The organism is Mycobacterium sp. DL592 (assembly GCF_011694515.1).
Lineage (GTDB): Bacteria > Actinomycetota > Actinomycetes > Mycobacteriales > Mycobacteriaceae > Mycobacterium.
Window position 1 is genome coordinate 2,625,085 of sequence record NZ_CP050192.1, and the last position, 21,466, is coordinate 2,646,550.

The window sequence follows — 21,466 nt, forward strand, 5'->3', positions numbered from 1 at the left end:
CCACTACACTTCCAACATCATGTGGTGTCCCAGTGTTTCGCTATCGATGTGGGCCAACGCCTGGCTGGCCGGCCAGGCCGCGCCCGACGATGTCTTGGACGCGTTATCTTCTTGGGCGCCAACACATTCGGTCACCGCATACGACTCGGTCGCCGCCGGCCGCACCGGCCTGCCGTGGCCCGACGTCGATGACGCGGGTGCGGTGTCGCTGCTGCAGACGGTCCGCAGCATCGCCGGCCGCCGAACCGATGTCGCCTGGCCCTCGCGGCCCTCGATCACCGTGGCGCTACCGGTGCCCGGCGACGTGCGCGGCCTGGCGGCCGGTACGCAGTTCCAGCGAGACGCACTGGCCTCCGGCGAGGCGATCATCATCACCGGGCCTGACGGCGAGGCCGTGGGCCTGGTCCCAGATTTCGAGTACGACGACGCCGATGACGAGCTTCCCGACGGCGACCGGTTCCCCGAACTGTGCGCCCTGTCTTGGACGGTGTACTCGCTGCCTGCCGGTCCCACACCCGATCACCTCGACCTCGGCGAGGCCGAGTATGCGCTGCGTTCGGCGGTGCGCTCGGCCGCTGAAGCCCTCGGTGCTCTGGAGCTGGGTTCGGCAGGCGGAGTAGACGACCCGCGCGGACTGGTCGAGCAGGTGCTCGAGACCAGCCAGCACCACCGCGCCCCCGACCATGCCCCGACCCGGGCGCTACGGGTCTTGGAGAACGCCGCCCGCGTTGACGCCATCATCACGGTCAGCTCCGGACTGATGCCGATCGGCATCCAGAGTGCGTCGGAAGCTCAGATCGCCAACGAGGCGCTGCGGCCGCTGGCCGCGGTGGTGCGCTCGGCCCGGATCGCCGCGGTCACCGCGATTCTGGAGTCGGCCTGGCAGTAGTGGGGCGACCGGCAGCAGCCGCCGCGGCGGCGCTGGCCACGCAGTCCGCCGTGCAGAACTGGCCGTTGACACTCGAACCGTAGCCCGCAACCGGCTGGGCGCCAGCGACTCTGCGGGGTGCCCGGCCCTCACGTGCCTCGTCGAGCAGGTCGAGCACCAGGCGCGCGAAGCGCCGTTGCGCGTTGGGAGTCGATGCCCTGGCGAGCGTGACGCCGAGTTCGTCTGCCTGCTCGCGCAATTCGTTGTCAAGATCCCAGATGACCTCGATGTGGTCGGAGACGAAGCCCACCGGGCACACGATGACGGCCTTGGTACCGGACGCAGCCAACGCCGAAAGGTGATCGCCGACATCGGGTTCCAGCCACGGCACCTGCGGCGGCCCGGACCGCGACTGCCACACCTGGTCGTAGTCGTCGTATCCGGCTGCCGCCGCGACCAGGCCTGCGCAGTAGGCGACCTGGCGGGCATAGAGATCCTGTCCGCACCGGTCGGCGGCGCGCTGCGGGATGGAATGCGCGGTGAACACCAATCTCGCATCCGCGCGCAATGATTCGGGCAGGGTCGCGACCGCGTCGGCGATCGCCTCGGCGAACATCTCGACCAGCAGCGGGTGGTCGAAGAACTGCCGCAGCTTGACCAGTTCCGGTGCACCCTTGCCGACGGCGGCGCGGGCGCGGCTGAGGTCCTCCTGGTACTGCGCGCAACCGGAGTAGCCGCCCCAGGCCGACGTGGTGAACACCGCCGCCCGGCGCACTCCGTCGGATGTCATTGTCGCGACGGTGTCTTCGACGAATGGATGCCAGTTCCGGTTGCCGAAGTACACCGGAATGTTCTCGCCCCGGTCGGCGAGTTCGGCGACGATCTCGTCGATGAGGGCACGGTTGATGGCGTTGATCGGCGAGACGCCACCGAAGTGCAGATAGTGTTCGGCGACACCGGCGAGGCGCTCTGGCGGTATCCCCCGGCCGCGGGTGACGTTTTCCAGGAACGGCATCACCTGATCCGGGCCTTCGGGACCGCCGAAGGACAGGACCAGCAGCGCGTCGAAGTTCTCGGCCATCCGCTAGAGCAGCTGCGTGCTGGCGCCGCCGTCGGCGTAGATGATCGTGCCGGTGGTGGCGGGCAGCCACTCGGAGATGAGCGCGCAGACGGTCTTGGCCACCGGGGTGGGATCCTTCATGTCCCAGCCGAGCGGGGCACGCTGATCCCAGCCCTCTTCGAGCAGCTGCATCTGGGCGCCGGCCTCGTCACCGAGGGCACCGCCCACGATCGCACTCATGGCCAGGGTCCGAATGGGTCCTGCGGCAACGAGATTGGACCGCACGCCGTACTTGCCGGCCTCGCGGGCCACGAAGCGGTTGACCGACTCCAGTGCGCTCTTGGCAACTGTCATCCAGTTGTAGGCCGGCATCGCGCGGGTCGGGTCGAAGTCCATGCCGACGATCCCTCCGCCGGCGTTCATGATCGGCAGGGTCGCCTTGGCCAGCGAGGCATACGAGTAGGCCGAGATGTGGATGCCTTTGGCGACATCCTCGTAGGGGGCGTCGAAGAACGGGTTGATGCCCATCCCGGTCTGCGGCATGAATCCGATGGAGTGCACCACGCCGTCGAGCTTGTTGCCCTCCCCGATCACCTCGGAGATCCGGCCGGCCAGCGAGTCGAGGTGCTCCTGGTTCTGCACGTCGAGCTCCAGCAGCGGCGCCGGGCTCGGCAACCGGTCGATGATGCGCTGAATCAGGCGCAGCCGGTCGAAGCCGGTACAGATGATCTCCGCGCCCTGCTCCTGGGCGACGCGGGCGATGTGGAATGCGATCGACGAGTCGGTGATGATCCCGGTGACCAGGATGCGCTTACCTTCGAGAAGCCCTGCCATGTCCGTCCTTATCCTCTAGTGACGCGGTGACGCTGTGACGTTTGACGCCCGGGGCCTCAGTGGCCCATTCCCATACCGCCGTCGACCGGGATCACCGCACCGGCGATGTAGGTGGCGTCCTCGGACGCCAGGAAGCTGACCGCTCCGGCGACCTCCTCGGCGGTGCCGACCCGCTTGGCGGGGATGAACTCCAGCGCGCCGGCCTGGATCCGCTCGTCGAGAGCGCGGGTCATCTCGGTGTCGATGTAGCCGGGGGCCACCACGTTGGCGGTGACGCCGGCCTTGGACAGCTCGCGGGAGATCGAGCGGGCCATGCCGATCAGGCCGGCCTTGGCCGCGGCGTAGTTGGCCTGGTTGCCGATGCCCCACATGCCCGAGACCGAGCCGATGAAGATGATGCGGCCGAACCGGCTGCGCTGCATGCTGCGGCACGCGCGCTGGGCCACCCGGAACGCACCGGTGAGGTTGGTGTCGATGACCTCGGTGAACCGCTCTTCGGTCATCCGCATGAGGAAGGCGTCCTTGGAGATGCCCGCATTGGACACCAGCACCTCGACCGCACCCTGGTGTTCTTCGACCTCTTTGAAGGCGCGGTCGACGGACTCGTTGTCGGTGACGTCGCACACCACGCCGAAAAGTCCGTCGGGGGCTCCGGAGCCGCGGTGGGTGACAGCCACTTTGTGCCCGTCGGCGGCCAGCCGCTGTGCGATCGCCAACCCGATACCCCGGTTGCCGCCGGTGACCAGCACCGAGCGCGAGACGAACGGGGGTCTACCTCCGACAGCCTTATCGCTCATGCCCGTCAACTTAATGCCTCGGCTCTCATTCCTTAAAATTGGCGATTTCGGTGCGCTTGTGGTCGCTCACCCAACACAAGCGCGCCGAAATCGCCGGAACTCAGCCGGGCAGGCGCCGGTTGATCAGCAGTGCCGCCAGGGCCGCCAGCGCCAGGACCAGCGAACCCAGCCGCAGCCAACCGGTGCTGGCCTCACCCTTGATCGTCTCGTAGCCGATCTGGTCCTGCAGCGAGGTGAACACCTCTTTGAGTTGCTGCAGACTGGACGCGCTGTAGGACGTGCCGCCGGAGAGTTCGGCGATCTTCTTGAGCGTCTCGTCGTCGACGGGCACGGGCTGGCGCTGGTCGTTGATCTCCACGTAGCCGTACGGGGTACCGAAGGACACCGTGGAGATGGGCACGCCCTGGTCCTTGGCTGTGCGCGCCGCAGTGAACGCACCCTTGGGGTTGTCGGGGTTGGACGGCACGGTTTCCTTGCCGTCGGACATCAGCACGATGCGGGCCGGCGGCGGGGTGTCGCCGCCGCCGATGACAGCGCCGACGGTCGCGATCGCCTGTAGGGAGGTGAAGATCGCCTCGCCGGTCGCGGTGCGGTCGGCCAGCTGCAGCTTGTCGATCGCGGCCTTGGTGGCCTCGCGGTTGGTCGTCGGTGACACCAGTACGGTGGCGGTACCGGCGTAGGCGATCAGGCCGAGGTTGATACCGGGTGTCAGCTGGTCGGCGAACTGCTTGGCGGCTTCCTGTGCGGCGGCCAGCCGGCTGGGCTCGACGTCGGTGGCGCGCATGGACTGCGAGACGTCGATGGTCAGCATCACCACGGCGCGATTACGCGGGATGCGCACGTCGTGAGTCGGACCGGCCATTGCCACGGTCAGCAGCACGAGCGAGGCCACCAGCAGGATCGCGGGCAGGTGCCGCCACTTGTTAGGCCTTTTGGGCGCAACGCTTTCCAGCAGTTCCATGTTGGCGAAGCGCAGAATGCGGCGCTGCCGGGCGAACTGGACGACGACGTAGAGCCCGACCAGACCCGCCACCAGCAGCAGGAACAGGAAGAACCACGGGTGTGCGAAGCCGGACAGCGTCATCGGCCCGAGCAACGGCAATGTCATATCAGACCTGTCATTGTTGATTCGCCTTACTGGCTGCCCGCCAGGGCGCCGCGGCGCCGGGACGCGACGAACCGCACGATGTCGGCGATCCAGTCACGGTCGGTGCGCAGGGTCATCATCGGCGCCCCGCACCGACGCAGCGTGCGCGCGACTTCCTCGCGGTGGGCCGTGGCGGCCCTTGCGAAGTCGTCACGCAGTTGGGCGTCGATGGTGAACTCGCGGGTGACACCGGATTCGGTGTCCTGCAGGATGACGTCGCCCACGTCGGGCAGCTCCACGTCGCGCGGGTCGAGCACCTCGATACCCAGCACCTCGTGCCGGGCGGCGATGGCACGCAACGGGCGCATCCAGTTGATCGGGCCGAGGAAGTCGCTGACCACGACCGCCATCCCGCGGCGGCGTTCGGGCCTGCGCAGGGCGTCGATCGCCGACGCCAGGTCGCCCCGGACGCCCAGCGGGGCCCGCGGCGAGGTGGCGATCGCACGCAGGAGCGTCTGCTCGTGCTGCCGGCCGGACTTCGCGGGCACCCGCACGATCTGGTCGCCGTTGGCGATGATGGCGCCGATGCGGTTACCGCCGCCGCTGTTGAGGTAGGTGATCGCCGCGGCCGCCGCGACGGCGAGGTCGCGCTTCTCACACCCTGCAGTGCCGAAGTCGAGGCTGGCCGACATGTCGACCACCAGCCAGGTCTCCAGTTCGCGGTCGGCGATCATCTGCCGGACGTGCGGGTGGGTGGTGCGGGCGGTCACCGACCAGTCCATCCGCCGGACGTCGTCGCCGGGCTGATACATCCGCGACTCCCCCGGCTCCGAACCGGGGCCGGGGATCAGGCCGAGATGGTTGCCCTGCAGCACCCCGTCGAGCTTGCGCTTGACGGTGAGCTCGAGGGTCCGCAATGCGGCCGACAGCTTGGCGTCACCGATCTCACCGCGCTGGAACGACGGCGGGTGGACGGTCTCGGACTCGCTCACCGACCGTTAGAACCTGCCGCGGCGGGAACCACCGGTGGCACCGAATGTCCTTGTGCCGGAACGGCATTCACCTGGGGCAGCGCGACGGTCTGCAGGATCCGGCTGATCACCGTCTCGGCCTTGACGTCGTCGGCAAGCGCGTCGTAGGTCAGCACCAGCCGGTGCCGCAGCACGTCGGGGATGACGTCGATGACGTCCTGCGGGACGACGTAGTCACGGCCACGCACCAGAGCCAGGGCCCGGGCGGCAGCGATGATGCCCAGCGAGGCGCGCGGCGAGGCGCCGAAAGCGATCCATGCCTTGACGTCGCTGAGCCCGAACTGCTCGGGGCGCCGAGTCGCGGTGACCACACGCACCACATAGTCGACCAGTGCGTGGTGCACGAAGTTGTTGGCGGCCACATCCTGCAGCCGCAGCAGGTCACCGGTCTCGAGGATCTGCTTGGGCTCCGGCGGGGTGACACCCATCCGGTAGATGATCTCGCGCTCTTCCTCCGGCGACGGGTAGTCGACGTTGATCTTGAACAGGAAGCGGTCGCGCTGCGCCTCGGGCAGGGGGTAGACGCCCTCGTTCTCGATCGGGTTCTGCGTCGCCATCACCAGGAAGGGCTTGGGCAGCGGGTAGGTTTTGCCGCCGATGGAGATCTTGCGCTCAGCCATCACTTCGAGCAGGGCCGACTGGACCTTTGCCGGAGCACGGTTGATCTCGTCGGCGAGCAGGAAGTTGACGACCACCGGGCCGAGTTCGATATCGAACTCCTCGCGGCCCTGACGGTAGATGCGGGTACCGATGATGTCGGTGGGCACCAGGTCGGGGGTGAACTGGATGCGGGCGAAGGTGCCGCCGACGACCTTGGCGAAGGTCTCCACGGCCAGCGTCTTGGCCACGCCGGGCACACCCTCGAGGAGCACATGGCCCTTGGCGAGCAGCCCGACCAGGATCCGCTCGACCAGCTGGTCCTGGCCGACGATGATGCGCTTGACCTCGAAGATCGCCCGTTCCAGGGTGTGCACCTCACCGGCCAGCCCATTACCGCTCGGCGGCGGCGCGGCCGGGGATCCACTCGGGCCGGCAAAACCCCCGGGGGCAGGAGAACCCGGGACCGACCCACCTGGTGACGTCATCAACTTCCTCCACAGCTGTTGGATTACTCGGGCGCCACCGTTGTGCACGGGCGCGCCCTGACACAACTATTCCAGGCGTTCCTGAATCCGTCGATGTGCCCGCTTGCTGGCGCGTCGGGGACCGGGCCCGGAGTCGGCGCCTAGGTCTCGATGATGCGCGTCAGATACGGGGTCATGCCCGCGGTGCGGACCGGGCTGACGGTGACCTGCCCGGCGGCCGACGACGCCTCCAGCATCTGGCCGTTGCCGAGGTAGATGGTGACGTGCTGGGTGCCGTCGGGGCCGTAGAAGATCAAGTCGCCGCGTTTGGCCTGCGAGGGCGGAATGTGCCTGCCCGCGGTGTACTGGTCGCCGGAGTACTTGGGCAGCAGGACACCAACGCCGGCGTATGCGTAGCGCACGAAGCCCGAGCAGTCGTAGCCGATCTTTCCGGCGTCCTGCTCCACGCCGGCGCTGGGTCCGTTGACCGCGCCGCCGCCCCACGAGTACGGGACACCACGCTGGGAGGCGCCGCGGGCGATGACGTATTCGATGGCCTGCGGCCCGCTCACCCTGCCGCCGGCCAGCGCGGTGGGCGACCCGCCACCGAACCCGAGGCCGGAGAGGAACTTGCGACCGAGGTCCATCGTGGCCTGGGCAGCTTGCTGAGTCACCTGCAGCGACGCGTTGGCGACGGCGACCGGATCACCGGGCGCTCCGGCGCTCAGAATTTTCGGCAACGTCGGATCCCACTCGCCCGGGTCCGCCTGGGCCGGACTGGCGAAACCCAGTGCCAGAGCCAGCACGGTCAGGATCGTCCCGACGGCGTGAAGGCGTCGAGAGGCATTGCGAGACATGGGATTTACTCCGTCCCTAATTGATGTAGCGGATCACGTAGGGCGTCATGCCACTGGTGCGCACGGGCGAGATCTTCACCGTCGAGCCGGTGTAGGGCGCCTCGAGCATCTGGCCGTTACCCAGGTAGAGGGTGACGTGCTGGCTGCCACCGGGGCCGTAGAAGATCACGTCACCGCGCTGCATCTGCGACGTCGGGATCTTGGTGCCCATGTTGTACTGCGATCCCGAGTAGTGCGGCAGCTTGATGCCGACCCCGGCGAACGAGTAGAGGATCAGCCCGGAGCAGTCGAACCCGACTGTGCCCGCACCACTGTCGATGCCGTTGCTGGGGCCGTTGGCGGTGCCACCGCCCCACGAGTACGGCACACCGATCTGCGACATCCCTCGCTTGATGACGTATTCGATGGCTTGTGAGCCATAGACGTAGGGGATGGCACCGTTGGTGATCCCGGTGTCGTCCGGCTTCAGGATGCCGAGCTTCTGCAGGAAGCTCTTGCCGAGCTGCTGGGTGGTCTGCAGGGAACTCGACGCGATCTGCAGCACCGCGTTGATGATCTGGATCGGGTCACCGGAGACGAAAGCGCTGGGCACCGCCGGCAGGGTGAGATCCCACTCCGAGGCGTTGCCGTAGGGCACCTTGGCGTCACCGGGAGCCGCGGCCGAACCCGGCGCGGCCGGATCCCACCGGTCCCCCGAGCCACCTGCGCCCGGGGCCGCCGCCTGTGGCACCGCGGCGGGCGCACCCGCCCCGGAAGCGGCCGGAGCCGACCACTGCCGGGCGGCGTCGAGCTTCTGCTGTGCGGTCCTGCGCTCGGCGGCCAGCTGGTCGATCTGGGCCTGCTGGGTCCGGAACGTCTTCTGCGCCTCGGTGAGCGCGGTGACGGCCGCGTTCTGGCTGGACTCGGCGTCGATCACGGCCTGGTCGGCCTTCTGCTTGGCCAGTCGCGCCGCGGATTCCTTGTTCACCACTTCGGTGCGGGCCCGCTGCAGGTCGGTCATGACCTGCTCGGCGCTGACGGCCAGGGTCTGGCTGGCCGCGGCGCTGGAGATGATCTGGTCGGGGTTGGTGGCCATCACCAACGAGGCCGAGGGCCCGTTGATGTAGCTGGCCGCGGCGAAGGTGTCGAAGCGCTTCTGGGCGTCGCCGATCGCGGCATCAGCCGCCTTGACGGCATCCTGGCTGGCGGTGACCTGCTGCTGGGCGGTTGCGGCGGCGTCCCGTGCGTCCTGAACGGCGACGATCGCCTTGTTGACGCTCTCCTGCTGTTGCTGGACCTGGGCGCCGATGTCGTCGAGGCGCTGGTTGGCCTGGGCGACGTCGGCGATGAGCGCGGCCATCGAATTAGGCCCCGGGCTCGGCTCGGCCTGCGCCATCCCCGGCATGCTCAGCATCAGCCCGACGCTGAGCACCAGCGGGCACATCGGTTTCGTGATACGAAACGCCGGCCGGAAGAGAGAGCCGCGATCGGTACTTCTCATTCGACTCTGGTCCCCTTTACTCCACACACACAGTCACGCCAGCAACAGATGTCACATGAGCCTCATCAATAACAATGGCGACAGTTGCACCGTACGTCACATTTGTCGCAAGGGAAACTTCACGCAAGAATTACATCTTTGTCATTTACGGGATGTTGCCGAAAAGTAATCTTATTGATTTGCCAGAGTCGGCTATTTCTGCAGCTCAGCAGCACTTTCGCTATTTCGCGTATGCGCCGCCCGACGCTGCAGAACTCGGGTCAAAACCGCCGCTGCGGCGACCCCGACGACCAATGCGACCGTTAATCCCATCCAGGAGAAATCGGGCGTTTCCAACTGGTCGACGAATGCCTGCGTACCGATCACCGGGTTGGGCGCGGTCTTGGCCACGTCCTGGCCGGCCTCGAGGATCACCCGATCGAACGAGGGGCTGTACGTACCGGCCCAGCCGGGGCTAAGGACCAGCACCGTCGCGCCGGGATTCGCGTGGCCGATCTCGGTGGCGATATCGCGCAACGGGGTGTCGATGGGCGGGCTGGTCGGCATCACCACGACCTTGAGGTCGATGCCCCTCTCGTTGGCTGCGGTGACGATCTTCTGCAGGGCCGGGGTATCCGCGCCCGGGGCGGCAACCCCGCCCTTTTTCACCTCGGACTGCACAGCGGCCATGCACTGCTCGAGCGGCGTAACCGGGGCCAGGCCCACGGTGCTGCACACATCCACCGGTATATATGTCGGCGCGTGCGGAATCGTCACGATCCCAGACCGTACCGCGCGGCACTGTCAGGGGTGGCACCACGCGCCGAGTGCGACAAGACTGATACCAGGCACCACTGCCGGGACCGGCAAGGGGTCCGCCCGCTTTGCAGGACAACCGTACTGTTAGTATGGAGACCGGTGTCGACACAGCCCGTCGACATCGAAGACAACGCCGGGAGTTGATGTGAGCAGCAATGATTCACTGAATTCGTTTGGAGCGCGCGACACCCTGAAGGTCGGCGACAACAGCTACGAGATCTACCGTCTCGACGCGGTACCCGGTACCGAGAAGCTTCCATACAGCCTCAAGGTGCTCGCGGAGAACCTGCTTCGCACCGAAGACGGCGCCAACATCACCAAAGACCACATTCAGGCGATCGCCAATTGGGATCCCTCGGCCGAGCCGAGCATCGAGATCCAGTTCACCCCCGCCCGCGTGCTGATGCAGGACTTCACCGGTGTGCCGTGCATCGTCGACCTGGCCACCATGCGTGAGGCCGTCACCGCACTCGGCGGCGACCCGGACAAGGTCAACCCGCTCTCCCCCGCCGAGATGGTTATTGACCACTCCGTGATTCTCGACTTCTTCGGCGCCGCAGACTCGTTCGAGCGCAATGTCGAACTCGAGTACCAGCGCAACGGCGAGCGCTACCAGTTCCTGCGCTGGGGCCAGGGCGCGTTCGACGACTTCAAGGTCGTCCCCCCGGGCACCGGCATCGTGCACCAGGTCAACATCGAATACCTGGCCCGCGTCGTGATGACGCGCGGTCGGGCGGGCGGAGCTGGGCGGGAACAGATCCAGGTTGCTTATCCGGACACCTGCGTCGGCACCGACAGCCACACCACGATGGAGAACGGCCTGGGCGTGCTCGGCTGGGGTGTGGGCGGTATCGAGGCGGAGGCGGCCATGCTTGGCCAGCCGGTGTCGATGCTCATCCCCCGCGTCGTCGGCTTCAAGCTGACCGGCGAGATCAAGCCGGGCGTCACCGCCACCGACGTCGTGCTCACCGTCACCGACATGCTGCGCAAGCACGGTGTGGTCGGCAAGTTCGTCGAGTTTTACGGCAAGGGCGTGGCCGAGGTGCCGCTGGCCAACCGCGCCACCCTGGGCAATATGAGTCCCGAATTCGGTTCCACCGCAGCGATGTTCCCGATCGACGAGGAGACCATCAACTACCTGCGGCTGACCGGGCGCACCGAGGAACAACTGGCGCTGGTCGAGGCGTACGCCAAAGAGCAGGGCATGTGGCACGACCCGGCCAAGGAGCCGGTGTTCTCCGAGTATCTCGAGTTGGACCTGTCCACCGTCGTCCCCTCGATCGCCGGGCCGAAGCGCCCGCAGGACCGCATCGAACTCACCGATGCCAAGACGGCGTTCCGCAAGGACATCCACAACTACGTCGAGGAGAACCACCCGGCGCCGGAGACCAAGCTCGACGAGGCCGTCGAGGAGTCGTTCCCGGCCAGCGACCCGGTGTCGCTGTCCTTCGCCGACGACGGCGCCGTCGACGCGCGGCCGTCGGCCGCCAACGGGTCCTCGGGCCGGCCGTCCAAGCCGGTCCTGGTGAAGACGGCTGAGCACGGCGAGTTCGTGCTCGACCACGGCGCGGTCGTCGTCGCCGGTATCACCTCGTGCACCAACACCTCCAACCCGTCGGTGATGCTCGGCGCGGCGCTGCTGGCCAAGAAGGCCGTCGAGAAGGGGCTGACCTCCAAGCCGTGGGTCAAAACCAACATGGCGCCCGGCTCGCAGGTGGTCACCGACTACTACACCAAGGCCGGCCTTTGGCCGTACCTGGAGAAGCTCGGCTACTACCTGGGCGGCTACGGCTGTACGACATGCATCGGCAACACCGGCCCGCTGCCCGAGGAGATCTCGAAGGCCATCAATGACAACGACCTCTCGGTGACCGCGGTGCTCTCGGGCAACCGTAACTTCGAGGGCCGCATCTCCCCCGACGTCAAGATGAACTACCTGGCGTCCCCGCCGCTGGTCATCGCCTACGGCATCGCGGGCACCATGGACTTCGACTTCGAGTCCGACCCGCTCGGCAAGGACACCGAAGGCAACGACGTGTTCCTCAAGGACATCTGGCCCACCCAGAAGGAGATCGCGGACACCATCGCCTCCTCGATCAACCGTGACATGTTCACCAGCAGCTACGCCGACGTCTTCAAGGGCGACGAACGCTGGCGCAACCTGCCCACACCGTCGGGCAACACCTTCGAGTGGGATGACGCCTCGACCTATGTGCGCAAGGCCCCCTACTTCGACGGCATGCCCGCCGACCCGGAGCCGGTCAAGAACATCACCGGCGCCAGAGTCCTTGCCCTGCTGGGTGATTCGGTGACCACCGACCACATCTCGCCGGCCGGCAGCATCAAGAAAGGCACCCCCGCCGCGCAGTACTTGGAAGCCAACGGCGTCAAGCCGGAGGACTTCAACTCGCTGGGCTCGCGGCGCGGAAACCACGAGGTGATGATCCGCGGCACCTTCGCCAACATCCGCCTCAAGAACCAGCTGCTCGACGATGTCTCCGGTGGCTACACCCGTGACTTCACCCAGCCCGACGGGCCCCAGGCGTTCATCTACGACGCCTCGCAGAACTACCAGAAGGCGGGAATCCCGCTGGTGGTGTTGGGCGGCAAGGAGTACGGGTCCGGCTCGTCGCGTGACTGGGCGGCCAAGGGCACCAGCCTGCTGGGCGTGCGCGCTGTGATCACCGAGTCCTTCGAGCGCATCCACCGCTCCAACCTGATCGGCATGGGTGTGATCCCGCTGCAGTTCCCCGCCGGGGAGTCGGCGGCCTCGCTCAAGCTCGACGGCACCGAGGTCTTCGACATCACCGGGATTGACGCCCTCAACTCGGGCAAGACGCCGAAGGCGGTGCACGTCAAGGCAACCAAGGCCGATGGCGGTGCAGTGGAGTTCGACGCGGTGGTGCGCATCGACACCCCAGGTGAGGCCGACTACTACCGCAACGGCGGCATTCTGCAGTACGTGCTGCGCAACATGTTGCGGGCCGGCTAGACCGGACCTCGATCGGACAAGGAGATGCCCCGGGTCAGCGAGGATCATCTGGCGGCCCGCCGCCGCCAGATCCTCGCCGGCGCACGACGCTGCTTCGCCCAGTACGGGTACGACAAGGCGACCGTGCGCCGGCTCGAACAGACCATCGGAATGTCACGTGGCGCGATCTTCCACCACTTCCGCGACAAGGACACGTTGTTCTTCGAGCTGGCCCGCGAGGACGCCGAGCGGATGGCCGAGGTCGCCTCCCGCGAGGGCCTGATCCAGGTGATGCGCGACATGCTCGCCGCGCCAGACCAATTCGATTGGCTGGCAACGCGTTTGGAGATCGCCCGCAAGCTGCGCAACGACCCGGTGTTCAACCAGGGCTGGGCAGAGCGTTCCGCGGAGTTGTCGGCGGCCACCAGCGACCGGCTGCACCGGCAGAAGCAGGCCGGCCGACTCCGCGACGACGTGCCCAGGGACGTGTTGCAGTGCTACCTGGATCTGGTGCTCGACGGGCTGGTGGCCCGGCTGGCCGCGGGCGAGGATCCGGCCCGGCTGTCGGCAGTGCTCGACGTGGTCGAGGCGTCGGTGCGCGCTGACAGCTAGCGAGCGCGGGTTCGGTGGTTGGGGCCGCCGCGACTGCGCATCGCGGCCCCCGACTCGCGCAGCATCGCATGGATGGAGCCGTAGGACCGGCCGGTGGACGCCACCAGGGTCCGGATACTGGCACCGCCCTCATACGCATGGCGCAAGTCGTGGACCATCTGGTCACGAGCTTGGTTCGGCTTTCTCATCGACACCCTCCCCGGTTCATCAGCCCCCACGCCCCACAGCGTAGAAGTGCCGGTCGAGGATGTGGCCGGATTGACCGAAATGGTTTGCGCCCGTTGTCAGGCGAGCTCGATGAGGTCCCGGTAGTCGTCCGACCAATAGTCCTCGGTGCCATCGGGCAGCAGAACCACCCGCTGCGGGTCGAGCGCCTCGGCCGCACCGGGGTCGTGGGTGACCAGGACCACCGCGCCGACGTAGCTGCGCAGGGCGTCGAGCACCTGCTCGCGGGAGGCCGGATCCAGGTTGTTGGTCGGTTCGTCGAGCAGCAGCACGTTGGCCGTGGAGGCGACCAAGCCCGAGAGCGCGAGCCGGGTCTTCTCACCGCCGGACAGCGTGCCGGCGGGCTGGTCGAGCTGCGGGCCGGTGAACATGAACGCGCCCAGCAGCGAACGCAACTCCTGCTCGCCGGTGTCGGGCGCGGCGTGGCGGATGTTCTCCCAGACGGTCGCGCCGCCGTCGATGGTGTCGTGCTCCTGCGCGAAGTAGCCGAGTTTGAGCCCGTGACCCGGTTCGATGGCGCCGGCATCGGCTTTTTCCACGCCTGCCAGGATCCGGAGCAGCGTGGTCTTGCCCGCACCGTTGAGACCGAGCACGACGACGCGCGAACCCTTGTCGATCGCCAGGTCGACGCCGGTGAAAATCTCCAACGAGCCGTACGTCTTGGTCAACCCCTTGGCTACCAACGGCGTCCGCCCGCAGACCGCCGGAGTGGGGAACCTGATCTTGGCTACTTTGTCGGCCACCCGCTCTGCGTCGAGTTCGGAGATCATGCGCTCAGCACGGCGCAGCATGTTTTGTGCGGCAACAGCTTTGGTGGCTTTAGCGCCCATCTTGGCGGCCTGGGTACGCAGCGCCGAGGCCTTCTTCTCGGCGTTGGCACGTTCGCGGCGACGGCGCTGCTCGTCGGTGGTGCGGGCGTCGAGGTACTTCTGCCAGCCCATGTTGTAGACGTCGGCCTCGCCCCGCACCGCATCGAGGAACCACACCCGGTTGACCACCTCGGCAAGGAGTTCGACGTTGTGGCTGATGACCACGAGCCCACCGGTGTGGTTCTGCAGGAAGGTGCGTAGCCAGCCGATGGAGTCGGCGTCTAGGTGGTTGGTCGGCTCGTCGAGCAACAGCGTGGTCGCCGATCCGGAACCTGTATCAGAGGCGGCGAACAGAATGCGGGACAATTCGACGCGGCGGCGCTGCCCGCCGGACAACGTCCGCAACGGCTGGGTCAGCACCCGTTCCGGCAGACCGAGGCTCGCGCAGATCCGACCAGCCTCGGATTCGGCGGCATACCCGCCGAGCGCGGCGAACCGCTCCTCGAGCTGGCCGTAGCGGCGGACCGCCTTGTCGCGGGCCGCCTCGTCGACCACCTCGGCCATCAGGACCTGCTGCTTCTCCAAGTCGGCGAGCAGCGTGTCGAGGCCACGTGCCGAGAGCACCCGGTCGCGGGCCAGCATGTCGAGGTCACCTTCGCGCGGATCCTGTGGCAGGTAGCCGATCTCCCCCGACCGCACCACCGTCCCGGCGTAGGGCTCACCCTCGCCGGCCAGGATCCGCATCGTCGTCGTCTTGCCCGCACCGTTACGCCCGACCAGGCCGATCCGGTCACCGGGCTGCACCCGAAGCGCCGGGCCCTCGGCGAGCAGCAGCGTGCGCGCGCCGGCGCGGACCTCCAGGTCCGTTGCGGTTATCACGCTGCGTGTCTCCTCTACCTTCCCCGGGTCGCTGCGCTCAGGGCTCTACTTCTCGTCGGTGAAGACCGGGGCCCGCTTCTCGGCACGCGCGGCAACCGCCTCTTCGAAGTTGGCGGTAAGCAGGCGCACGTAGAGCTGCCCGAGGCCCTCGGCCTGCATGTGCCCTTCCAGGGTACTGGCGTCCAGACCCGTCCACAGCGTGCGCTTGGTCAGTTCGGTACCCGGCCGGGAGAACCCCGCGATCCGGGCAGCCATCTCGTAACAGGTCGGCAGCAGGTCCTCGGCGGGCACCTGCCGCGACACCAGACCGATCCGCTCGGCCTCGGCCGCGTCGACGTCACGACCGGTCAGCATGATCTCAAAGGCCCGCGATGAGCCGATCGCCCGAGGTAGCAGGTAGCTCAGCCCCAGTTCACTGGCGGTCAGGCCGTTGTTGATGCCGGCCGCGCGGAAGTAGGCGTCGCTGGCGGCGACCCGGATGTCGGCGGCCAGCGCCAGGCACAGCCCACCGCCGATCGCCGCGCCGTTGACCGCGGCGATGATCGGCTGGTGCAGCCGGCGCATGGCCAGAATCACATCGTCGAGCAGTTCCATCGACCGCAGACCGTAGGAGGGGCGGGTGAGGCCCGCCACATGCGGCACCGAGCCCGCCGACTTGTGGTCGGCACCCGAGGAGAAGCCCCGCCCGGTCCCGGTGAGGACGACCACGCGCACCGAGTTGTCGTAGGTCAGCTCGGTGAGCACCTCTTTGAGCGGAACCATCACGTCGAACGCCATGGAGTTCATCCGCTCCGGGCGGTTCAGGGTGACGAGCGCGACGTGCGGTTGCGGTTGTTCGACGAGGACGAAGCCAGAGTCACGAATCACCGTTGCACGCTATCGCGTGCCGAACCGAGATAGTTAGACGTCCTCGGCTTCGGATTGAGCGACGGCAGCGTCGATGTCGAATTCCTTGACCTGCCGGATCAGGTCTTCGAGGGCGGCGGGCGGCAGTGCGCCGGCCTGGTTGAACACCAGCTTGCCCTTCTTGAAGGCCATCAGCGTCGGGATCGAGCGAATCTCGGCGGCCGCGGCCAGCTGCTGCTCGGCCTCGGTGTCCACCTTGGCGAACACGACGTCGGGGTGCTTCTCGGAGGAAGCGGTGAACGTCGGCGCGAAGGCGCGGCACGGACCACACCAGGACGCCCAGAAGTCGACAAGCACGATGTCGTTGCCGGTGATGGTGTCGTTGAATTCGTCTGCGGTGAGGTCTCGAGTAGCCACGAAAATCCTAACGTCAGGTAGATCCGGTGTGTTCCCTGTGGGAATCAGTACAAACGGGACAGGGCGGTCGCCGCATCGAATCCGGCGAACTCGCCAAGCGCACCCTCGCGCAGGTGGTTGACCCAGGCGGGGTCGGCCAGCAGCGCGCGCCCGACGGCGATGATGTCGAACTCGCCGGCGTCGAACTGGTCGAGCAGCCGGTCCACGGCCGCCGGCGGGATCAGACCGCCGGGCTCGCCGGGCTTGAATTCGGTTTCCAGGCCGACCGACCCGACCGCGATCACTGGCAGCCCGGTGACCTTCTTGGTCCAACCGGCCAGGCTCAGTTGCGGGTCCTCCTCCGGAAAGCCGGGCAGGTAGTGGCGACGGGTGGACGGGTGCAGGACGTCGACGCCGGCGTCGACGAGCGGGGCCAGCACCTGCTCGAGTTCGGCGGCGTTCTGGGCGATCGCGGCGTCGTAGCGGTTCATCTTCCACTGCGAGAACCGGTAGATGATCGGGAAGCCCGGCCCCACCGCGGCACGCACGGCGGCGACGACCTCGGCGGGGAACCGGGTCCTGGCCGCCAGCGAACCGCCGTAGCCGTCGGTGCGGTGATTCGTTTCCGCCCAAAGGAATTGGTCGAGCAGGTACCCGTGTGCACCGTGGATCTCCACGGCGTCGAACCCGGCGTCGCGGGCGTTGCGCGCGCCGAGGGCGAAGGCCTGTGCCACCGCGGGCAGTTCGTCGGTCGCCAGTGCGCGGCCGACCGGATTGCCCTGAACATCCAGACCTGAGGGGCTGACCGGCAGCTGCTCGGGGGTGTCGCCGTCGTGCTCGCCGCGGGCCACCCCTTGATGCCACAGCTGCGCGGCGATGGCGCCGCCTTCGGCGTGCACTGCGTCGGTGACCGCCCGCCAGCCGCGCAGCACCTCGGCGCCGTCAAGCTCGGGAATGGCGTCGGGCCAGCCTGCGGCCGGGTGCGGCATCCGCACCCCCTCGGTGATGACGAGTGCGGTTCCGCCTGCCGCGCGGCGCGCGTAGTACTCCGCGACGTTCGAGCCGGGGATTCCGCCGGGTGAGGCCGCCCGTGTCATCGGGGCCATCGCGAAGCGGTTGTGAAGGGTCAGCGAGCCGACGGTCAGCGGGGCGAACAGTTCCTGCACTCGAGCGTCTTCGGTCATGTGGCTAGTCAACACGCGTAGTGGCGGGCGCCATTCCCGGGGCTGACGGTCAGTCGGTGAAATCCCGGAAGGCCTGCATCAGCCGGTCGCGGAAATCGGGGTCGAGGTCGTCGCGCTCGATGCGCCCCAGGGTGCTCACCGTGGCGCGGAACTGCTGCAGGTAGTTCTCGCATCCGTCGCACTCGGCGAGGTGGAGGTCGAACCGGGCCCGGGTGTCGGGGTCCAATGCCCCGTCGAGGTAGGCGGTGACCAGCTCGACGAGTTCATCACAGTTCAACGGCGTCATGGGCGCTCCGACAGATAGGTCTCGAGTGCCTGCCGAACGACGGCCCGGCCGCGATGCAACAGCACCCGCTGGTTGGCGGCACTGATCTCGAGGAGCTCGCAGACCTCGGTGGAATCGAAGCCCAACATGTCGCGCATCGTCACCACCTGCCGTTGCCGCTCGGGCAGGGAGTCCAGCGCCGCTCGTGCGACATCGGCGAGTTCGCGGCCCAGGACCGACCCCTCGGGTGTGTCCGGGAACGGCGACGGCTCTTCGCCGCTCTTCCAGTGGCCTGCCCAGCGCTGCCCCGGTGGGCGGAAGCGGGACGCCTCGACGGTCGAGCCGGTGAACGCGGCGATCTCGGCGTCGTCACTGCGGCGCTCCCGGATACCGCGGGCCTTGGCGATGTTGATCAGCACCGCGAAGAGCCAGGTGCGCAGCGACGACCGGCCTTCGAACTTGTCGACCCCCTTGACCAGAGCGATCCATGTCTCCTGCACCACCTCCTCGGCGATCTCGCGGCTGGGTACATAGCCGCGGGCGACTCGCAGCAGCGCCGGGGTGTGCTGGTCGACGAGCCGGGCGAACACCGCTTGGTCGCGGGCGCGCAGCGCCGCGATCAGAGCAGACTCGTCCGCGGCTGTCATCATCGACTGCAGATGCTAGTGGCCTAGAGGCGTGACTGTGCGACACGGAAGAAGTCGGTGATCTGGGCTGCCAGTGCATCGACGTCGGCGTCGAGGTCCAAGGGATGCAGGGCCCCGAAGGTGGCGTTCCACACCGCACCGGTGCGCGGGTTCTCCGAGAAATCCCATGGGCCCACGTAGGCATACGGCAGCGGATGGCCGTCGTCGCCGGCCGATACCCCGTAGTTGACTTCGTCGTCGGTCGCGGCGACGTCGAAGTGTTCCGGCCACAGCACCGGATGCGCTTCGGGCAAAACGGTTTTGATGGCGAAACCGCCGGCGTAGAGGCTGCGGTAGAGCACCTCGGCGGCGGCGGCGTCGATATCGAGAACGGTGTCGAGCTCCAGCGACGCGACCGAGTGGTAGATGTCGTCGGGCGGCGGGCCGAAGTCGAGCCCGGAGGCCGCGACCAGCGTTCGCACCGGACCGGCCAGCGGCGCCGAACCGTCAGGCCACGACCACGTGGTGCCGTGCACCTCGATCGCTACCGCGGTGGCGGTGAAGCCATCGGGGCGCACCGCGAGGCGGATGGTGCCTGCGCTGCGATACTGCGGACCGGCGACCAGACTCTCGGCGACCCCGTGCAATTGACGGCGGGTCGCGACGATGGACGCCGGCGCACTCACCGCGACGGCCGCCTAGACCGTGAAACCGAGTGCGCGCAGTTGCTCGCGGCCGTCCTCGGTGATCTTGTCCGGGCCCCACGGCGGGTTCCACACCCAGTTGATCTTGGCCTCGTTGACCAGTCCGGCGCCGACCAGCGCGGTCAGCGTCTGGTCCTCGATGACGTCGGTGAGCGGGCAGGCCGCCGAGGTCAACGTCATGTCGATCAGGGCCACCGTGCCGGTGTCGCCCTTCTCGACGTTCATGCCGTACACCAGGCCGAGGTCGACGACGTTGATCCCGAGTTCGGGGTCGACGACGTCGCGCATGGCCTCCTCGATGTCGGCCAGCAGCTCCTCGGAGACCGTTGCGCTTGTTTCTTCGCTCACTTCTTGTCCTCCACGTCTTGTCGGTGCGACGCCTGGGCTACCGCGTCTTTGAACGCCATCCAGCCCAGCAGCGCGCATTTCACTCGTGCGGGATACTTCGACACTCCGGCGAAGGCCACGCCGTCGCCGAGCACGTCCTCGTCTCCCTCGATGGTGCCGCGCGAGGAGACCATCTCGGTGAACGCGGCGACTGTCTTGAATGCGTCGCCGACGCTCTGGCCGATCACCTGGTCGGTCAGTACCGAGGTGGCGGCCTGGCTGATCGAACAGCCCTGGCCGTCATAGGACACGTCCTCGACGAGTTCACCGTCCGCCGAGAGCGCCACCCGCAGCGTCACCTCGTCGCCGCAGGTGGGGTTGACGTGGTAGACCTCGGCGCCGTACGGGTCGCGCAGCCCGCGATGGTGCGGGTGCTTGTAGTGGTCCAGGATGACTTCCTGGTACATCTGCTCCAGTCTCACGTCGTCTTAGCTGCCGAAGAACTCGATGGCTCGTTGGACGCCGGCGACCAGCCGGTCCACCTCGTCGAGGGTGTTGTAGACCGCGAACGAGGCGCGCACGGTCGCGGCGACGCCGAAGCGCCGGTGCAGCGGCCAGGCACAGTGATGGCCCACCCGCACCGCGACACCGTCGTCGTCGAGTACCTGACCCACGTCGTGGGCATGCACACCGTCGACCACAAACGCCACCGGCGAGTGCCGATGCTCGGCGTTGGTGGGTCCGATGATCCGCACCCCGGGGATGGCGGCGAGGCCCTCGAGCGCCGCGGCCACCAGCCGATGCTCGTGGGCTGCCACCGCCTGCATGCCGATGGCGTCGAGATAGCGTGCGGCAGCGGCCAATCCGACCACCTGCGAGATCATCTGGGTGCCGGCCTCGAACCGCTGCGGTGCTGGGGCGTAGGTGGCGCCCTCCATCGTGACGGTCTCGATCATCGATCCGCCGGTGAGGAACGGCGGCAGGCTGTTCAGCAGCTCGGCGCGACCGTAGAGGGCGCCGATTCCGGTGGGGCCCAGCATTTTGTGGCCGGAGAACGCGGCGAAGTCGACGCCGAGGGCGCCGAAATCGACGGGCTGGTGCGGCACCGACTGGCAGGCGTCGAGAACCGTCAGCGCACCGACCGCCTTGGCCCGCGCGACCATCTCGGCGACCGCGGGTGCCGTACCGGTGACGTTGGATTGGTGAGTGAAGGCAACAACTTTGACCCGCTCGTCGAGCTGCAGCGAGTCCAGGTCGACGTTGCCGTCATCGGTGACGCCATACCACTTGAGCGTGGCGCCGGTGCGCCGCGCCAGTTCCTGCCAGGGGATCAGGTTGGCGTGATGCTCCAGTTCGGTGGTGACGATGACGTCGCCCGGACCCACGGCCCGCTCGAACCGGCTGTCGCCCAACACATATGACACCAGGTTGAGCGCCTCGGTGGCGTTCTTGGTGAAGGCCAGCTCGTCAGGGGCGGCACCGACGAAAGATGCGATGTCGGCGCGGCCCTGCTCGTAGGCGTCGGTGGACTCCTCCATCAGCTGATGGGCTCCGCGGTGCACAGCGCCGTAGTGCTGGGTGAGGAAGTCACGTTCGGCGTCGAGAACCTGCAGCGGCTTCTGCGAGGTCGCCCCGGAATCCAGGTACGCCAACTGGTGTCCGCCTCGCATCACCCGGCTCAGGATCGGGAAGTCAGCGCGGATCTTGGCCAGGTTGGTGACGTCAAGATCTACCGAGGCGGTCACG

23 protein-coding genes are annotated in these 21,466 nt (G+C 67.5%); 3 read left to right on the plus strand and 20 right to left on the minus strand.

The genetic code is table 11. From position 1 onward, the window contains the following. Positions 1–19 precede the first annotated feature (19 nt). Positions 20–889 carry a hypothetical protein gene (locus HBE64_RS12640; RefSeq protein WP_167102400.1) on the plus strand — a complete coding sequence of 290 codons (870 nt, stop codon included), beginning with the start codon at positions 20–22 and terminating at the stop codon, positions 887–889. Here the strand turns inward: HBE64_RS12640 and HBE64_RS12645 are convergent. The 9 genes from HBE64_RS12645 to HBE64_RS12685 form a co-directional block, all read right to left on the minus strand. Beyond that, complete coding sequence (locus HBE64_RS12645) at positions 858–1,949, minus strand: ferrochelatase (RefSeq protein WP_167102403.1); 1,092 nt, start codon at positions 1,947–1,949, stop codon at positions 858–860. The two genes, HBE64_RS12640 and HBE64_RS12645, sit on opposite strands and share 32 nt — an antisense overlap. Before the next feature lie 3 nt (positions 1,950–1,952). Next, the gene (gene inhA, locus HBE64_RS12650; RefSeq protein ID WP_167102406.1) at positions 1,953–2,762 is read right to left on the minus strand and encodes an NADH-dependent enoyl-ACP reductase InhA; all 810 of its coding nucleotides are present in this window, start codon (positions 2,760–2,762) and stop codon (positions 1,953–1,955) included. 56 nt (positions 2,763–2,818) lie between these two features. Then, positions 2,819–3,559, minus strand: a complete 741-nt coding sequence (gene fabG1 / locus HBE64_RS12655; RefSeq protein ID WP_167102409.1) for a 3-oxoacyl-ACP reductase FabG1 — start codon at positions 3,557–3,559, stop codon at positions 2,819–2,821. Positions 3,560–3,659: 100 nt separating this feature from the next. Then, positions 3,660–4,667: a VWA domain-containing protein gene (locus tag HBE64_RS12660; RefSeq protein ID WP_167102412.1), complete on the minus strand. Its 1,008-nt coding sequence runs from the start codon at positions 4,665–4,667 to the stop codon at positions 3,660–3,662. Between the two features lie 26 nt (positions 4,668–4,693). Continuing rightward, positions 4,694–5,638, minus strand: a complete 945-nt coding sequence (locus tag HBE64_RS12665; RefSeq protein WP_167102415.1) for a DUF58 domain-containing protein — start codon at positions 5,636–5,638, stop codon at positions 4,694–4,696. Then, positions 5,635–6,762, minus strand: coding sequence for a MoxR family ATPase (locus HBE64_RS12670; protein ID WP_167102418.1), 1,128 nt, complete (start codon positions 6,760–6,762; stop codon positions 5,635–5,637). Before HBE64_RS12670 ends, HBE64_RS12665 begins: the two co-directional genes overlap by 4 nt. A 140-nt stretch (positions 6,763–6,902) precedes the next feature. Continuing rightward, positions 6,903–7,598 carry an NlpC/P60 family peptidoglycan endopeptidase RipB gene (gene ripB / locus HBE64_RS12675; RefSeq protein WP_167102421.1) on the minus strand — a complete coding sequence of 232 codons (696 nt, stop codon included), beginning with the start codon at positions 7,596–7,598 and terminating at the stop codon, positions 6,903–6,905. Between the two features lie 16 nt (positions 7,599–7,614). After that, positions 7,615–9,078, minus strand: coding sequence for an NlpC/P60 family peptidoglycan endopeptidase RipA (gene ripA, locus HBE64_RS12680; protein WP_167102426.1), 1,464 nt, complete (start codon positions 9,076–9,078; stop codon positions 7,615–7,617). A gap of 192 nt (positions 9,079–9,270) precedes the next feature. Beyond that, positions 9,271–9,834: a DUF6676 family protein gene (locus tag HBE64_RS12685; protein WP_167102428.1), complete on the minus strand. Its 564-nt coding sequence runs from the start codon at positions 9,832–9,834 to the stop codon at positions 9,271–9,273. A gap of 187 nt (positions 9,835–10,021) precedes the next feature. Here HBE64_RS12685 and acnA point away from each other — a divergent pair, with 187 nt between their 5' ends. Then, positions 10,022–12,868, plus strand: a complete 2,847-nt coding sequence (acnA, locus tag HBE64_RS12690) for an aconitate hydratase AcnA (protein WP_167102431.1) — start codon at positions 10,022–10,024, stop codon at positions 12,866–12,868. A 24-nt stretch (positions 12,869–12,892) separates the two neighbouring features. Beyond that, a complete protein-coding gene (locus tag HBE64_RS12695; RefSeq protein ID WP_167102434.1) occupies positions 12,893–13,459 on the plus strand; it encodes a TetR/AcrR family transcriptional regulator in 567 nt (188 codons plus the stop codon). On the opposite strand, the gene HBE64_RS12700 is transcribed toward HBE64_RS12695, so the two are convergent. The 11 genes from HBE64_RS12700 to HBE64_RS12750 all read right to left on the minus strand — a co-directional run bounded on the left by HBE64_RS12700 (position 13,456) and on the right by HBE64_RS12750 (position 21,465). Next, complete coding sequence (locus tag HBE64_RS12700) at positions 13,456–13,647, minus strand: helix-turn-helix domain-containing protein (protein WP_167102437.1); 192 nt, start codon at positions 13,645–13,647, stop codon at positions 13,456–13,458. The genes HBE64_RS12695 and HBE64_RS12700 overlap by 4 nt on opposite strands. Before the next feature lie 96 nt (positions 13,648–13,743). Then, a complete protein-coding gene (locus HBE64_RS12705; RefSeq protein ID WP_167102440.1) occupies positions 13,744–15,372 on the minus strand; it encodes an ABC-F family ATP-binding cassette domain-containing protein in 1,629 nt (542 codons plus the stop codon). Positions 15,373–15,417: 45 nt separating this feature from the next. Next, entirely contained in the window at positions 15,418–16,239 is an 822-nt protein-coding gene (locus HBE64_RS12710; protein WP_167102444.1) for an enoyl-CoA hydratase, read from the minus strand. 33 nt (positions 16,240–16,272) lie between these two features. Further along, positions 16,273–16,635: a thioredoxin gene (trxA, locus tag HBE64_RS12715; protein WP_167102447.1), complete on the minus strand. Its 363-nt coding sequence runs from the start codon at positions 16,633–16,635 to the stop codon at positions 16,273–16,275. 44 nt (positions 16,636–16,679) lie between these two features. After that, positions 16,680–17,798 (minus strand): NADH:flavin oxidoreductase, encoded by a 1,119-nt coding sequence (locus HBE64_RS12720; RefSeq protein WP_167102450.1) that lies wholly within the window; start codon positions 17,796–17,798, stop codon positions 16,680–16,682. 49 nt (positions 17,799–17,847) lie between these two features. Continuing rightward, positions 17,848–18,084, minus strand: coding sequence for an anti-sigma factor (locus tag HBE64_RS12725; RefSeq protein WP_208300466.1), 237 nt, complete (start codon positions 18,082–18,084; stop codon positions 17,848–17,850). After that, positions 18,081–18,713 (minus strand): RNA polymerase sigma factor, encoded by a 633-nt coding sequence (locus HBE64_RS12730; RefSeq protein ID WP_167102453.1) that lies wholly within the window; start codon positions 18,711–18,713, stop codon positions 18,081–18,083. The genes HBE64_RS12725 and HBE64_RS12730 overlap by 4 nt, the downstream gene beginning before the upstream one ends. Before the next feature lie 20 nt (positions 18,714–18,733). Beyond that, on the minus strand, positions 18,734–19,375 hold the full coding sequence (locus HBE64_RS12735; protein ID WP_167102456.1) for a hypothetical protein: 642 nt from the start codon (positions 19,373–19,375) through the stop codon (positions 18,734–18,736). 12 nt (positions 19,376–19,387) lie between these two features. Then, positions 19,388–19,681 (minus strand): metal-sulfur cluster assembly factor, encoded by a 294-nt coding sequence (locus HBE64_RS12740; protein ID WP_243841648.1) that lies wholly within the window; start codon positions 19,679–19,681, stop codon positions 19,388–19,390. Between the two features lie 56 nt (positions 19,682–19,737). Then, positions 19,738–20,187 (minus strand): Fe-S cluster assembly sulfur transfer protein SufU, encoded by a 450-nt coding sequence (sufU, locus tag HBE64_RS12745; protein ID WP_208300467.1) that lies wholly within the window; start codon positions 20,185–20,187, stop codon positions 19,738–19,740. A gap of 21 nt (positions 20,188–20,208) precedes the next feature. After that, positions 20,209–21,465, minus strand: a complete 1,257-nt coding sequence (locus HBE64_RS12750) for a cysteine desulfurase (protein ID WP_167102465.1) — start codon at positions 21,463–21,465, stop codon at positions 20,209–20,211. Position 21,466: the final 1 nt, after the last annotated feature.